General features: G+C 48.7%; 10 protein-coding genes. 7 read left to right on the plus strand and 3 right to left on the minus strand.

Features of this window, described 5'->3' with window-relative positions; translation table 11 throughout:
* The first annotated feature begins 31 nt into the window (after nt 1–31).
* The 4 genes from NG792_RS14245 to NG792_RS14260 all read left to right on the plus strand — a co-directional run bounded on the left by NG792_RS14245 (nt 32) and on the right by NG792_RS14260 (nt 7,524).
* Nucleotides 32–3,475, plus strand: coding sequence for a PAS domain S-box protein (locus NG792_RS14245; RefSeq protein WP_261235820.1), 3,444 nt, complete (start codon nt 32–34; stop codon nt 3,473–3,475).
* 383 nt (nt 3,476–3,858) lie between these two features.
* On the plus strand, nt 3,859–4,317 hold the full coding sequence (locus NG792_RS14250; protein ID WP_261198329.1) for a response regulator: 459 nt from the start codon (nt 3,859–3,861) through the stop codon (nt 4,315–4,317).
* A 34-nt stretch (nt 4,318–4,351) separates the two neighbouring features.
* Entirely contained in the window at nt 4,352–7,033 is a 2,682-nt protein-coding gene (locus NG792_RS14255; protein WP_261235821.1) for a response regulator, read from the plus strand.
* A gap of 104 nt (nt 7,034–7,137) precedes the next feature.
* A complete protein-coding gene (locus NG792_RS14260; protein WP_261198332.1) occupies nt 7,138–7,524 on the plus strand; it encodes a four helix bundle protein in 387 nt (128 codons plus the stop codon).
* A 79-nt stretch (nt 7,525–7,603) separates the two neighbouring features.
* Here the strand turns inward: NG792_RS14260 and NG792_RS14265 are convergent, their stop codons facing one another.
* From NG792_RS14265 to NG792_RS14275, 3 genes are all read right to left on the minus strand, one after another.
* Complete coding sequence (locus NG792_RS14265; protein ID WP_261235822.1) at nt 7,604–9,334, minus strand: class I SAM-dependent methyltransferase; 1,731 nt, start codon at nt 9,332–9,334, stop codon at nt 7,604–7,606.
* Between the two features lie 254 nt (nt 9,335–9,588).
* Nucleotides 9,589–10,755, minus strand: a complete 1,167-nt coding sequence (locus tag NG792_RS14270; protein ID WP_261198335.1) for a pyridoxal phosphate-dependent aminotransferase — start codon at nt 10,753–10,755, stop codon at nt 9,589–9,591.
* Nucleotides 10,756–10,838: 83 nt separating this feature from the next.
* The gene (locus tag NG792_RS14275; protein WP_261235823.1) at nt 10,839–11,924 is read right to left on the minus strand and encodes a class I fructose-bisphosphate aldolase; all 1,086 of its coding nucleotides are present in this window, start codon (nt 11,922–11,924) and stop codon (nt 10,839–10,841) included.
* Between the two features lie 574 nt (nt 11,925–12,498).
* On the opposite strand from NG792_RS14275, the gene NG792_RS14280 reads away from it, so the two are divergent.
* The 3 genes from NG792_RS14280 (at nt 12,499) to thyD (ending at nt 15,342) form a co-directional block, all read left to right on the plus strand.
* Nucleotides 12,499–13,044, plus strand: a complete 546-nt coding sequence (locus NG792_RS14280; RefSeq protein ID WP_261198337.1) for a general stress protein — start codon at nt 12,499–12,501, stop codon at nt 13,042–13,044.
* 221 nt (nt 13,045–13,265) lie between these two features.
* The gene (locus NG792_RS14285; protein ID WP_261235824.1) at nt 13,266–14,132 is read left to right on the plus strand and encodes an SH3 domain-containing protein; all 867 of its coding nucleotides are present in this window, start codon (nt 13,266–13,268) and stop codon (nt 14,130–14,132) included.
* A gap of 283 nt (nt 14,133–14,415) precedes the next feature.
* Nucleotides 14,416–15,342, plus strand: a complete 927-nt coding sequence (thyD, locus tag NG792_RS14290) for a thylakoid membrane protein ThyD (RefSeq protein ID WP_261235825.1) — start codon at nt 14,416–14,418, stop codon at nt 15,340–15,342.
* Nucleotides 15,343–15,575: the final 233 nt, after the last annotated feature.

Genomic DNA, 15,575 nt, shown 5'->3' on the forward strand with positions numbered 1-15,575 from the left:
AACTTCCTTTATCCGAGTGTAAAGAGTGTCAATGGTGCGACCCATCCGACGATCGCCGATTTTCTTCTATAGCGTAGCTGTCTTAACTGTCATCATTGCCTTACTCCTGACCCTAGTCTTTAAACCCCTCCTGGCTTCAACTCTGTTTGTGTTCTTTTTTGTAGCCGTGACGGGGATGACATGGTATGGAGGAATTGGTCCAGGACTGGTGACAATGGCACTCTCTGTGTTAGCCCTGGACTATTTTGTACTCCTTCCCCTCCAGAGCTTAACACTGTTCAGTGGCAGCAACCTGTTGCGAATGGGGTTGTTTGTCTTAGTGACCCTGGCGATCGCCCAGCTAAATACCAAACTCCATCAAACAAAACGGCAGTTAGAAATTAGCTTGAATCAGCTTCAACAGAGTGAGGAACGGTATCGCCGGATTGTAGAAACCGCCTCGGAAGGCATCTGGATTTTGGATGAAGCAGGGCGAACCCGCTATGTGAATCAGCGAATGGCTCAAATGTTAGGCTGTTCTCCCGAGGCGATGCTCGATCGCTCCTTTTTTGACTGGTTTGACCAAGGCGATCGCCCCGAGGGATACAAGACCCTGACCCAACCCTATCCCGGATACGCCGAGCAATGGGATGGGCGATTTCGTCGTTCAGATCAGTCCTTGCTCTGGGCGATCGTCTCCATGAATTCCATTTTTGATGACCAGGGTCAATTTCAAGGGACCCATCTGATGCTCACCGATGTTACCGATCGCCAACAAACCCAAGAACGTCTGCAACTCTCTTTAGAAGCCGGAAGGATGGGATTTTGGGATTGGAATCTTCTCACCAACGAACTCGTGAGATCAGACAATCTGGAAGAAATTTATGGGGTGAGTCCGACTCAGGTAAAGGAGACATTGGAGGGGTCTTTAAACCTGGTTCATCCCGAGGACCGAGAACGAGTCAAAGCGGCGATCGCCCAGGCTGTGGCAGAAACCACCCCCTACAGCCTGGAATTTCGGATTCAGCCCTCACCCGACCAGATTCGCTGGATCTTAGGCAAAGGACGAGTCTTTAAAGATGCTCAAGGCAGAGCACTGCGAATAACCGGAATTGCGATGGACATCAGCGATCGCAAGCAAACTGAAGAGTCCCTGAAGCAGACTCAACAGCGCTTCGAGACCTTTATGAACTATAGCCCCGTTGCCGCTTACTTTAAAGACGAAGCGGGACGCTATATTTACGTCAATCCCATACTAGAACGGCTGTGGGACCGTCCCGAGGAGGAATGGCTGGGTCAAACTGACGCGGACCTCTTTCCCCAGGCGATCGCCCAGGAACTACAAGCCCATGACCGGGCAGTATTAGAAACTGACCAGGCCCTGGAATTTGTAGAAACCACCGAACAGCGCGACGGGATACATTATTGGATTTCCTGGAAATTCCCCATGCGCGAACCCTCCGGCAGACGGTTGGTGGCCGGAATTTCCCTAGATATCACCGATCGCAAGCGCACTCAAGAAGAACGGGACCTCCTCCTAGCGGACCTCGAATCCCAACAACAACTCCTGAGTGCCGTGTTGCAGCAAATGCCTGCCGGGGCGATCGTTGCTGAAGCCCCCTCCGGGCAGTTAGTCTTAATGAATCAGCAAGTTCGAGAAATTTTAGGCATTTCCGTCACTCCCCTAAACACGATCCCGGATTATCTCCATACTTCCTATCAAATTTTTCACCCCGACGGTAAACCATATAACCCTGCAGCATTACCCTTAGCCCGATCCATCTCTACCGGCGAGATGGTGGTTGAAGAAGAAATGGAAATCACCCGCACCGATGGGACCCGGGTCACTGTCCTCGCCAACTCCGGCCCGATTCGCAACGCCGAGGGCAAAATTGTCGCCGCAGTGGTGACCTTTTATGATATCACCGCACAAAAATACGCCCAAGCTGAAATCAACGGCTATGCCGATATAGTCAAAAATATTCAAGTCGGCTTAACAGTCTGGCAACTCACCCCCGGAGAAGAACTCCCTTCCTTTGAGCTGATTAGTGCTAATCCTGCCGCCAGTCAAGTGGCCGGAAGAGATTTAAACCGTGCTGTAGGAATGCGCATTGAGACTTTATTTCCCCATCTGGTGAAAACCTCACGACTTTTCGAGTTAAGAGAGGTTTTAAATAGCTCATCGGCGCGGGATTTTCCCGAAGTCATCTACAGGGACGATGCCGGAGGGGAACGCTATTGTTCCTTGAAAGCTTTTCCTCTCTCTAGTCGCTGCCTGGGGATAGCCTATGAAGATATCACCGATCGCAAACAAGCACAATTTGCCCTCCGCGAAAGTGAACAACGGTTTCGGACGATGGCCGATGCCGCCCCGGTTTATATTTGGTTATCCGGAATCGATCAGCAGTATTATTACTTTAATCAACCCTGGTTGGAGTTTACAGGGAGGACTTTAGAACAAGAAATTGGCAAAGGTTGGCTTCAAGGAGTACATCCCGAGGACCGGCAATTTTGCATTGATACTTATTGTCAAGCTTTTGAACTTCACCAATCCTTTGAGATAGAATATCGCCTGCGTCGGTATGATGGGAAATACCGTTGGATGTTAGATCGAGCAGTGCCTCGCTTTTCCCCGGATGGCCGATTTGAAGGCTATGTAGGTTCTTCTATTGATATTAGCGATCGCAAAATTTACGAAAGTGAAATTAAGCGTCTGAATGCCACTCTGGAACGCCGGGTAAGTGACCGAACCGCCCAACTGGAAGCCGCCAATCAGGAACTCGAATCCTTTGCCTATTCGGTATCCCATGATTTGCGTGCGCCCCTGCGACATATTAGCGGATTTGTGAACTTGCTCCGCAAACGGATCGAACCCTCTCTGGATGAAAATAGTCAGCGCTATCTCAATATTATTGTCCAGAGTACCCACCAAGCTGAAGAGCTGATTGATAATTTGTTAGCCTTTTCACGCATGGCCCGTTCTCAGATGCGCTTCATCAAAATTGATACGAATCAACTGGTGAAAGAGGTCTGGCAGAGTTTGGAGATGCAAAGAGGCGATCGTAAAATTATCTGGGAAGTTGCCTTCTTACCCCCCGTGAAAGGGGAACCCACCATGTTAAGACTGGTGTTCCAAAATCTCCTAGATAATGCCATTAAGTACAGCCAACGACGACAACGGGCTGAAATCACCGTCGGGTTCAATGAAAGTGACCTCGAATTTATCTTTTTTGTGCGAGATAATGGCATTGGATTTGATATGCGCTATGCTCACAAACTCTTCGGGGTTTTTCAACGCTTGCATAGCAATCCCGATTATGCGGGAACGGGCATCGGGCTGGCCAATGTTCGCCGAATTATCCATCGTCATGGAGGCCGCACTTGGGCCGAAGGTGAGGTAGATTTCGGTGCAACCTTTTATTTTTCTCTTCCTAAAGAACCCGAACAAGAGCAATTGGAATCCCCCTTTAATCCTCTCGGGTCAACCTCATCCTAGTCGGGTTATATAGCATTTTCCATCGTTAAGAGGTACATTTTTGGAGTGCATTAGTGAAGCCTGTAGTCACGTACAGGCTTCACTAACGCACTCCTTTAACTATCTGGACCTCATCGGAGTTGCTTGCGCTAACTGCCCCGGAAACCGAGTTTCGGCTCAGAAGCAGCCGGAACGGAAACCTGCGTAAATTTGAGAGAAGACCGCTGAGCTATCGGCAGAAACCCTTGGTAATATCTGGAGCGGACTCAGGGAACGAATTTGGGTAAAATTTTCAATCTTCTATAATAAAACACAATCATTGATTATTGTCTTCCCGGCAAAATCAGATAAAATTCGAGCGTCATATACCACTTAAACCCATCATGAACAAAGGAGAAAAAACGATGGACATCAAACGTATTCTACTGGTAGAAGATAATGCCAATGATATAGAGCTAATTTTAACGGGACTGGCGGAAAATAATCTAGCCAATGAAGTCATCGTTGTGCGCGATGGCGAGGAAGCGTTAGATTATCTCTTTCGGCGGGGTATCTTTAGATTGAGGCGAGAAGGGCATCCCATCCTCGTGATGCTCGACCTCAAACTGCCCAAAATCGATGGACTGGAAGTGCTGGCACAAATGAAGTCTACCCCGGATTTGCGGCAGATTCCCGTGGTGATTTTGACCGCTTCTCGTGAAGAATCGGACCTGATTGGCAGCTACAATCTAGGGGTGAATGGCTATGTCATCAAGCCCTTAGACTTCCACGAGTTTGTGGATGCTATCAAAAGCCTAGGACTATTCTGGGCCGTAGTCAATCAACCGCCTCCAGGCTCTTTGCCTGCGGTAGTGCGAGAATGAGTAACCCAACTAAACATAAAGATGGACGGTTAAAGTGCTGCATATCCTACTGCTAGAAGATAGTCTGCTGGATGCAGAGCTAATTGAGGCCCACTTGCAGGAGAGTGGTCTCAAGGTGGCCTTGAAGCGGGTAGACACCTGTGAAGCCTTCCAAGATGCTCTGGAAAGCGGGCCGTTTGACGTAATTTTGGCGGATTATTCCCTCCCCTCTTTCGATGGATTTTCAGCCCTGAAAATGGCGCAAATGAGATGTCCGGACCTGCCTTTTATCTTTGTGTCGGCGACGTTGGGGGAGGAAGTTGCCCTAGAAACCCTGAAAAGTGGGGCTACGGATTATGTGCTTAAGCAGCGGTTAGAACGATTGGTTCCCTCGGTGCAGCGAGCAATTCGAGAGGCGAGAGAACATCGCGATCGCCTCAAGGCTGAAGCAGCCCTCCAAGAAAGCGATCGCCGGTTTAGAATGGCCCTGAAAAATTCATTTATCTGCATTTTTCAACAAGACCGGGACCTGAAATACCAATGGATTCACAATCCCCAGGGAACCCAAACAGCAGAGGAAATCGTTGGGGAAACCGACTACTTCTTATTTCCCGAAGCGGATGCGGACTACCTCAGCGCCCTCAAACGAGAGGTGATTGCCACGAGAACTCCCACTCGCGTCGAAGTCTCGGTCACCGTGTTGGGCGAACTCCGGGACTACGACTTAATTTTAGAACCTGTATTTGACCAGCAGCCAAATCAGGACAATCCCCAGGTGGTGGCGTTGATGGGTACCGCCTTGAATATTACCGAACGCAAGCGATCGGAACGAGAACTGTATCGTCGGGAACAACAATTCCGAGCTTTAGCAGAAAATGCACCAGATATTATCACCCGCTTTGATCGACAACTCCGCCACATTTACATCAATCCGGCGATCGAAAAAGCCACCGGAATCCCTCCCCAGGAGTTTATCGGCAAAACCAATGCCGAGTTAGGATTTCCTGAAAAACTTTACTTACAGTGGTCCGGACATTTAGAACAGATTTTTGCCACCGGAGAACCGGGTTTTCTGGAATTTAATTTTCCCTCGGCAACAGGAACCCGAACGTATCAATCCCAGGCGGTTCCAGAATTTGACTTAGAGGGCAATGTGGAGTCTTTACTATGCATTAGTCGGGATGTGACGGAAAGCAAGAAAGCCGAGCAAGTGCTGCGAGAAAGTGAGGCCCGGTTCCGACGCTTGATGGATTCCAATACCATTGGCATGGGATTCTGGCAGGGGAATTGCATTACGGTTGCTAATGATGCCTTTTTGGAAATGATGGGTTATTCCCAAGAGGATTTGCAAAGGGAACCGTTGAATTGGCGCACTATCACGCCGCCGGAATATGCCCATCTGGATGAAAACGCTAGTCGGCAAGCGCGTCAAAGGGGCTATACCGAACCCTTTGAAAAGGAATTGTTTCACAAAAATGGCACCCGGATTCCGGTGATTTTGGGAGGGGCGATTTTTGACAATAATGCTGATGCGGGGGTCTTTTTTACCCTGGATTTGACCGATCGCAAACGGATGGAAGAGGCGCTACAGCAACAAGCGGAGGCGTTAGAACGGGCGAATCAGGTCAAGGATGAGTTTTTAGCGGTCCTCTCCCATGAGTTGCGATCGCCCCTGAATGCGATTCTAGGATGGTCTCAGTTACTGCTGACTCGCAAATTTGACGAAGCTACGACTCGCCGTGCTTTGGAGACAATCGAACGGAATGCGCGATTTCAAACCCAACTGATTGAGGATTTGCTAGATGTCTCTCGCATCCTCCGTGGCAAGCTGACTCTGAAAGTCACGCGGGTGAATTTAGCGACCCCAATCTACGCGGCGATCGAAAGTTTGCGTCTGGCGATCGATGCCAAATCCCTTCAACTGGACTATTCCCCAGATCCCACTGTCCCCCCGGTGATGGGAGACTCCAGCCGCTTGCAGCAAGTGGTGTGGAATCTGCTGTCTAATGCGGTGAAATTTACCGAACCCGGGGGTCAAGTCCGCCTCCGCCTCACCGGAGACGATCGCTGGGTGATTCTCCAACTCCAGGATACCGGAGTCGGCATTTTGCCGGAATTTCTCCCCCATTTATTTGAATATTTCCGCCAAGCGGATGCTTCTAGTACGCGCAATCATGGGGGTCTGGGGATTGGTTTAGGACTGGTGCGCCATCTGGTGGAACTGCATGGGGGAACGGTGAGTGCAGAAAGTCCGGGGGTAGGACAGGGGGCGACTTTTACCGTAAAACTCCCGGCGATCGCCCTCAAACCCAACACTGAAACCCCCTTGCCGCAGTCCTCTCCCCAGGGGGAACTCACTGGAGTGCGGGTCCTAGTGGTGGATGACGATGACGACTCCTTGGAGTTTATGCAGTTTGTCTTAGAACAGTCGGGGTGCCAAGTCCGGGCGATCGCCTCCACTATGGAAGCCCTCGCTGTGTTTTCTGACTGGCAACCGGATCTGGTAATTAGCGATATTGCCATGCCAGAGGAGGATGGGTATAGTTTTATCCGCAAAATTCGGGCAATGGAGAGAAACGCCGGAGGACAAATTCCTGCTGTAGCCTTGACAGCTTATGCCCGAGAAGAAGACCGCAATGCGGCATTTTTAGCCGGATTTCAAGAGCATTTAAGTAAACCCATCGACCCCAAAGCATTAATGGCGGCGATCGAATTGTTAACCCGACCTATTGAATAGTTTTAGATGGGGGGGATAGGGGAGATGGGGAGGATGGGGAGGATGGGGGTGATGGGGGTGATGGGGGTGATGGGGGTGATTAAGGCGATTGGGGAGATTGGGTGATGGGGAAAGAATTTATTAGGAGTCATGAAGATGTCGTTGTGTATCAAATGTCATTTGAGGCGGCAATGAGAATTTTTGAATTATCAAAGAGCTTTCCGGTAGAAGAACGGTACTCTCTGACGGACCAAATCCGTCGTTCTTCACGTTCTGTTTGTGCAAATTTAGCTGAAGCTTGGCGAAAAAGAAGATATAAAGCTGCTTTTCTTGCCAAACTTAGCGATTGCGAGGCAGAGGCCGCCGAAACTCAGGTATGGTTGAAATTTGCCGTCAAATGCCGATATTTAGAGATAGAGCAAGGAAGAGAACTCTACAGAATCTACAATCAAGTTCTAAGCGGATTAGTTAATATGATTAACAATCCCAATCCCTGGCTAATAGGCAAGTAAAGAAACTCCCCATCCTCCCCATCCTCCCCATCCTCCCCATCCTCCCCATCCTCCCCATCCTCCCCATCCTCCCCATCTCCTAATGAGAGAGTTTCTCTAGAAAAATCTGCCGATCATCGCGGTAGATGACTTTGAGTTTTTCCTGGAAAACTGTCATGAAGGCATCAATCCCTCGTCCGGTATTACAGTGGGGGCGATCGGGAAATTCAAAGTGATAGTCATCAAAAATAATCATGCCGCCTTCCTTGATAAGTCCCCAACTTAACACGGCATCTTGGAGGACATCAATGGCAAAATGAGAGCCATCAATATAGACGATATGATAGGAATTTAAGGGGAGCGATCGCAATACTTCTTGGGAGAATCCCACTCGTTTATCGACTTTGTGTTTGGCTCCACTTTTTTCGATGTTTCCGTCAAATCTCTCTTCTACTGATTTCTGTACCGTTGGGTCATTCTTTTTACTGTCCACTACCCCTTCAAAATTATCAATACAGGTAATCCGCGCCGTTTCATGGGTCAGAATATTATCCAACAACCAACAACTCGCCATGCCTTCAAAACAGCCCACTTCTATCACTCTCAAGTTAGGCGTATTCGCATATTTCCGGAAATTCTGTTCCCATATTGGCATGACTCCAGTAAAACAATCGGCGCTGATGTTATAGCCTTTTTGAGCAAATTTGAGGGTATAGGGAATCGTAGATAGTTTTTTCAGGAGTATTTCGTTATTGGGCTTAAATTCTAGGGCTTTCTTTAAAGCAATTTCAGCTTGATAAACTTTTTCGACGTTACTGGTAAATAAGCCTTGATAGTACAGGGACATCCCCAGGTTATAATGAGCATGACTGGAACTTGGCTCAAGTTCTACCATTTTTTTTGCGGCATTGGCGGCTTGGGCATATTTGCAATTCGCCCAACTTTTTTCAATAACACGCTGGTAAATGGTGCGGATTACTTCCTCAGATTGGGGGGTATAAATGGCGGATAAAATATAACGAGCGGAACCATATTCTGGATGATGGGGGGGGATTTGGCTTAAGAGTTCGGCGGCTTCTCTCAATTGCCCTTGGGCCAAAAATGCCATTCCTAGGGGGTAGGTGATAGAAATTTCAGGAACGAGTTCTTGAGCTTTATAGAAGCAGAAAATTGCGTCTTGAAATTCTCCATAATCGCAATGTTTTTGGGCTTTATTGCGATAATAATTTCCATAGGTTTCTTGGAGGGTAATATTCTGGTTCCAGTGGGGATGGTTTAAGAGGTTTTGGGTTAAAGCTGCTTCTAATAGGTTGAGGGATTTAACATGAAATATGGGGGTTAAAGCGAGTTGGCGTAAGACTTCGATGAGCAGGGGTTGGTTGAGGTTAGAAGAGTTGGAGGAGGCGAGTAATTCGGCAGTGGTGATTAACCGTTCGCTGAGGGTTGAGTCCAGGATGCCGAGGTGCAGGTAAAGTTGCAGACGGGCGAGGTGGTTATTGATATCATTGGGGGCGATCGCACTGATGCGATCGCGCAAGACTAAGGCACTTTGCCAGTCCCTGACGGATTCCTGCTGGGTGGCGATCGCCCCTAAAAGCTCATAAATCTGCTGTGCCCATTGTTGAACTTGAGGCGGTGTTCCCTGGGACAATACCGCATTCCAACACTGTTCGGCTTCTGTTTGCTTTCCTTGCAGTAACAAGGCAATCCCTAAATACCAGTAATTGACAATTACCTGGGGCTGCGCTTGAATGTTTTGTCGGGATATGGCAATTGCACCCTCATAGTCTTGCTTTGCGAAATATTCCGTAACCATCGGTTGGACTTGCATGATTTCTCTTCCTATCTGTTCTTAATCAAGGGTTCAGGTTTCTACGATGAAATTTCCCCTATCCTCCAGGGATTTTTTTGAGGTCCTTTTTTTTAAGGGAACGATGTTCTGGCAGATTCAGGAAACACCCGCCTCCAAAAAATGGCCTTTAGTGAATTTTGGGGAATTCTCTAGGATACAAAATAATCCCAAAGAATCCAAAAAAAAACCGGGCTTTTGGCAAAACCCGGTGGATTCAAAACCTGGATCAGCCCTTACAAATGTTGCTGCAAGAATTTTTCCAATCTATCCAACCCCTTCTCAATGGTGGGTAAATCAGTGGCATAAGATAAGCGGATGCAGTCATCATCCCCGAAGGCAATTCCGGGAATGGCAGCAACCTGGTGAGATTCCAGTAAGGCATCACAGAATTTCAGGGATTTCATCCCGGTTTTAGTGATATTGAGAAACACATAAAAGGCACCTTCGGGTTCGGGACAACTGATATTGGACATCCCCCGAATTCGTTCTAAAACCGCTACCCGGCGCAGGGCAAAGGCTTGGAGCATTTCTTGGACACAATCTTGCGGGGATTCCAAGGCGGCGATCGCCCCATATTGAGCAAAGGTACAGACATTGGAGGTGCTGTGACTTTGAATGGTACTCGTTGCCTGAATCAGTTCCGCATCCCCCGCCAAATACCCAATCCGCCAACCCGTCATTGAGTATGCCTTGGCGAACCCATTACTGATAATGGTGCGTTTGAAGACTTCTTCGGAAACCTCACCGATACTCAAATGCTGGACATTGTTGTAGAGGATTTTCTCGTAAATCTCGTCGGAAACCACTAAAATATCCTGCTCAACCACCACAGCAGCTAAGGCACGAATCTCGTCGGGGGAATAGACCATTCCCGTGGGATTAGAAGGGGAATTGAGAATAAATAGCTTGGTTTTTGGGGTGCAAGCGCTTCGCAGTTGGTCAGGGGTAATTTTATACCCACTTTCGGCAGTGGTGGAGACGATCACCGGGCTACCCCCGGCTAAGGTGACCATTTCTGGATAACTCAACCAGAAGGGGGCTGGGATAATCACCTCATCCCCGGGGTCGAGAAGGGCCAGCATGAGGTTAAAGAGAGAATGCTTGCCGCCATTGGTAACGATGACATTTTTGGCGGAATAGTTAAGATGATTATCGGTTTTGAGCTTCTGGGCGATCGCTTCTCGTAACTGGGGTTCACCGGCAGCGGGTCCATATTTGGTTTTCCCGGCATTCAATGCTTTTTCTGCTGCAATTTTGATATGGTTTGGGGTATCAAAATCCGGTTCACCCGCACTAAAACTACAAACATCTATCCCATCGGCTTTCATCGCCTTAGCTTTGGCGGCGATGGCCAAGGTCAGGGATGGCGTTACCTGTCCAACTCTTGCTGCCAGCTTCATTTGCCTACTTCAACTGAGAATAAATTTAAGGATATGCTTCAAAGCTCAGAATATCCTACTCTACCCACTCTGAGGCAAGGATGTCAGGCGATCGTGACATCGGAGGACAGATAAACTTCTTGGATGGCATGAAACAATTTGACGCCTTCCTCAAAGGGTCGTTGGAAGGCTTTGCGTCCGGAAATTAACCCACAGCCCCCAGCCCGCTTGTTAATCACGGCGGTTCGCACGGCTTGGGCGAAGTCGTTGTCCCCGGCAGAACTGCCTCCGGAATTAATCAATCCGGCACGTCCAGCATAGCAGTTGAGCAGTTGGTATCGGGTCATGTCAATGGGATGGTTTGAGGTTAAATCGGTCTCGACTCGCTGATCGGTGCGTCCGTATTTTTCGCCCAAGGCTTGGGAAACTGCCCCATATCCGCCATTGCATTCCGGTTGTTTCTGTTTGATGATATCGGCTTGGATGGTGACTCCGAGGTGATTGGCTTGTCCGGTGAGGTCAGCGGCGAGATGATAGTCTTGGTCTTGTTTAAAGGCGCTATTTCGCAGGTAACACCAGAGGATGGTTGCCATGCCATATTCGTGCGCTTGGGCGAAGGCGGCGCTAACTTCCTGGATCTGCCGGGTGGATTCCGGGGACCCAAAGTAAATGGTTGCGCCGACGGCAACGGCCCCTAAGTTCCAAGCTTGTTCGACGCTGGCAAACATGATTTGGTCATATTGGTTGGGAACGGTGAGCAGTTCGTTATGGTTGAGTTTGAGGATAAAGGGGATTTTGTGGGCGTATTTGCGGGAGACGCTGCCGAGGACGCCTAGGGTGGTGGCAACGGCGTTACAGCCTCCGGCGACTGCTAATTTAATAATGTTTTCGGGATCAAAGTAGATCGGGTTGGGGGCAAAGGAGGCGGCGGCAGAATGTTCGATGCCTTGATCGACGGGGAGAATGGAGAGGTAGCCGGTATGGGCGAGATTTCCGTGGGAATACAGTTGCTGCAGCGATCGCAATACGGGCACTGGGCGATCGCTACTGGCTGCCACTCGGTCAATCCAATCCGGTCCCGGCAACTGAAACATCTGTTTGGGAAGTTTGGCCTGATATGTGAGCAAATCTTCTGCTTCATCTCCCAGGATCGAGGCGATCGCCGAGGGTGTTGATAGGGTAGTTATCATGGTATTTTACCTCACAATTTTCTAAACTCCACTGTTTTATCCTATCGTTTCCTTCTGGAGACTGTGGCCTGATGCAGTCATTAATAAGGCAGATTTTTCTGTTAATAAATCCTCTTTTTTGCCGCAACTGTAGCAACTTCATCCGGTCTGATCCGAGGATTGAGTCGGTGCTGATTTATGTCATTAGATAGAACACAACTCCCCAAGGTGAGGGGTAAGATGGACCCTGTTATCCAGCTAAAACCAGCCAAATTTAAGAAGATTTAGGCATGGAATTAAGGCAAGGAAGGTTAAGCGGACTTGTGCAAATATCGGGGGAAATCACTTATTAAAATCGGGAAAACTCAGGGGCGATCGCCAACTTACCGGGGCACATTTTAGCCACCCTAAAACAATTGGCCAATTATATCATAAGCTGCCCAAGAGCGCCCCAGGAAAGGTAATGGGCTACCCAGTGAAAAGACAATCCCTTGGGGGGATTACTTCCCGAGAAAAGGTCCTATTGATTTAGACCCCTTCGGAAAATAAATCAACCCTCACAGAACAACAATCAAAGATAAATCAGGAGAAGATAATGGCTTTAGCATTACAAAAACGGGCGATCGGTGTATTTGAAGATAGCCAAACCACAGAAAATGCCTTGAATGCTCTCCGGGAGTCAGGGTTCTCAATGGAAAACATTTTAGTTGCTACACAAGATAATATCCCCGATGATATGGAGAGTCCCGATAGTGAATTTTTGGAAAATCGCACTGTTGAAGGATTAGGAAAGGGGGTCTTGAATGGAACGGTTTTCGGGGCGATCGCTGGTTTATTTAGTGGCCTGACTACCTTATTTCTCCCGGGACTTGGGCCGATCGCCATCGTCGGTCCAGTTGCCACCATCGCCGGTTTGACCGCCGCAGGCAGCTTTTATGGGGCGCTAGGGGGTGCGATCGTCGGGACGGTTGCCGGAGACAAATTGACCACAGGTCAGGCCAATATTTATCACCAACATTTGACCCAAGGACATTATTTAGTCCGGCTAGAAGGGACTGATGAAGAAATTAGTCAAGCTGAAGCTATTTTGAGCCAGCATGATATTCAAGAATGGCAACGGTATCAATCCAACGACACTTGATGATTTTTGAGTCAAGCCCCACTTTCATTTTTTTCAAATTATCGTTCCCTTTTTTGTTACTACAAAGGCTTTGGTTTTGTAAAATTTTCTCTATCAAAAGTTGAAAAAAAAAGGAAAGGAAAATCATAGTATCTCTTTCATCTGATAGAGGATGAACTCTCAAATTTGCTCGACCATGTTCATTAATTCAAGAGAGCTTAAATATCAAAGGAGAATAACTCATGAGCAGCACACCGATAAATAATATCCAGAAAATCCTCGGCCTAGGTGCCGCCGTATCATTAGGCGCAGCGGTACTTCCTGTAACCTCGATCGCAGCCCCAGAGGGTGCACCCCTTGACCAGACGCAAGCTCAAATTGCGCAATCCCCCGCTTGCCGTGCAGTCGATGCAGACCCCGGTTTAAACATTCGCTCCCAACCTGGGGGAGAAATCATCGGGAGTGTCGAGAATAACAACCTGATTGCTCTACAAAACCCGAATCCCCAAGGTCAAGACTGGGTAGAGATTCAAGCGCCTATGAATGGCTATGTGGCCGCCGCTTATCTGAACTACTGTTCAGAAGCAGCAGCTCAACAGCAACCCATTGCGAGAGTTGACCAGCAAGGAACAATGAGTCAACAACCCGCACAAACCCAACCGGTACAAATGAATCAACCGGGTCAAATGAATCAACCCGCACAAACCCAACCGGGTCAAATGAATCAACCGGCACAAATGAACCAACCCATGAACCAACCGGGTCAAATGAACCAACCCATGAACCAACCGGCACAAATGAACCAACCGGGTCAAATGAACCAACCCATGAACCAATCGGGTCAAATGAATCAACCGGATCAAATGAACCAACCGGGTCAGACTCAAGAATCCCGGACCCAGACGGAAGGTGAGAGTTGTCGGGCAATCAGTTCCGATGATGGATTGAACGTGCGATCGCAACCCGAGGTGGAAAGCGAAGTCATCACCACCTTGCCTGATGACACCCAAGTGCAAATTCAAAATTCCGGTGAAGATGGATGGGTGCCGATTTCCGAACCCATTCAAGGGTATGTTGCCGCCGAAAACCTCATTATGTGCGGTCAGTAGAGGTAGATTTTCAAATCCCTGACTAAATATAACTAAACTCGGGGAAAGAGCGAGTATAAATCCCCAATGTTATCTCATTCTTTCCCCGCAAAATGCCCCTTTCTGTTTGCAGAAGGGGGTAATTTGCCGTCATTGCAGAGGGCTTTCCAGAAAGGGGCGAAAACGCCGTTTCTGGCCCCTGAACGCTAAAACCATACCCGCATCCTAGTCCAGAAGGAGCAAACCGCCTACTATAGTTAAGAACCATTCAGTAAATCTCAACCTAACCTAAAACCTAAAGCTTATGAAAATTGCGATCGCGGGTGCGACAGGATTCGTCGGCAGTCGATTAGTGGAGAGACTCCAACAAGCGGGTGATCAAGTCTTGATATTAACCCGCAATCCGACCAAAGCCAAGCGCGTCTTTCCCGATGCCGCCTTCCCCAATTTAGAAATCGTTGCCTATACCCCCACGGAATCCGGTCCCTGGCAACAAGCACTCAGCGGGTGTGATGGGGTGGTGAATCTTGCCGGTGCTCCCATCGCGGACGAACGCTGGACCCCCGAACGCAAACAGGAGATTCTCCACAGTCGCAAACTCGGAACGCGCAAAATTGTCGAGGCGATCGCCGCTGCCAATCCTAAACCCTCGGTCCTCGTCAATTCTTCCGCCATTGGATACTACGGTAGCAGCGAAACCGCCACCTTTGAGGAAACCAGCGCATCCGGTAACGATTTTCTCGCCCAAGTCTGTCAGGAGTGGGAAAACGAGGCGCAGCAGGTGAAGCAATCCGGGACTCGTTTGGCGATTATTCGGACCGGCATCGTGGTTGGCAACGGGGGGGCGATCGCCAAAATGCTCACACCCTTTCGACTCCTCGCCGGAGGCCCTCTAGGCAGCGGTCATCAATGGTTTTCCTGGATTCATCGTGAAGACTTGGTAAACCTGATTCTCTTAACCTTACAACGGTCCGATATCCAAGGCATCCTCAACGGAACCGCCCCCAACCCCGTTCGCATGAACGAATTATGCCACATTCTCGGACAAGTCCTCCATCGCCCCTCCTGGCTACCCGTCCCCGATTTTGCCCTTCACCTTATCCTCGGGGAAGCCGCACAAGTCGTCCTTGAAGGACAGCAAGTGTTACCCAAACGCCCCCTAGAATACGGCTTCGAGTACCGCTATCCCACAGTAAAACCGGCTTTAGAAGAGGTTGTATCTCACGGGTAACAGCAAGGACAAGAATAAAAGCTAAAATTCTTCGAGGGTTTGTAGTAACGACTGAAGTCTTTATCCCCTGTTCGTCGGATAGATCAGGACTTACCCAGCTTTTGAGAATCTACCCTAAATTGTAGAGGCGATTCGTTTGGATGCCTCTACATTTAGCGCAGTTCTTGATAAATTAAAGCCGTCTCAACCTCTGGGAGTAAAATGTTTGGGTAGATGGACTTATATTACAAAAA

It is taken from the genome of Laspinema olomoucense D3b (genome assembly GCF_025370785.1).
GTDB classification, from domain to species: domain Bacteria; phylum Cyanobacteriota; class Cyanobacteriia; order Cyanobacteriales; family Laspinemataceae; genus Laspinema; species Laspinema olomoucense.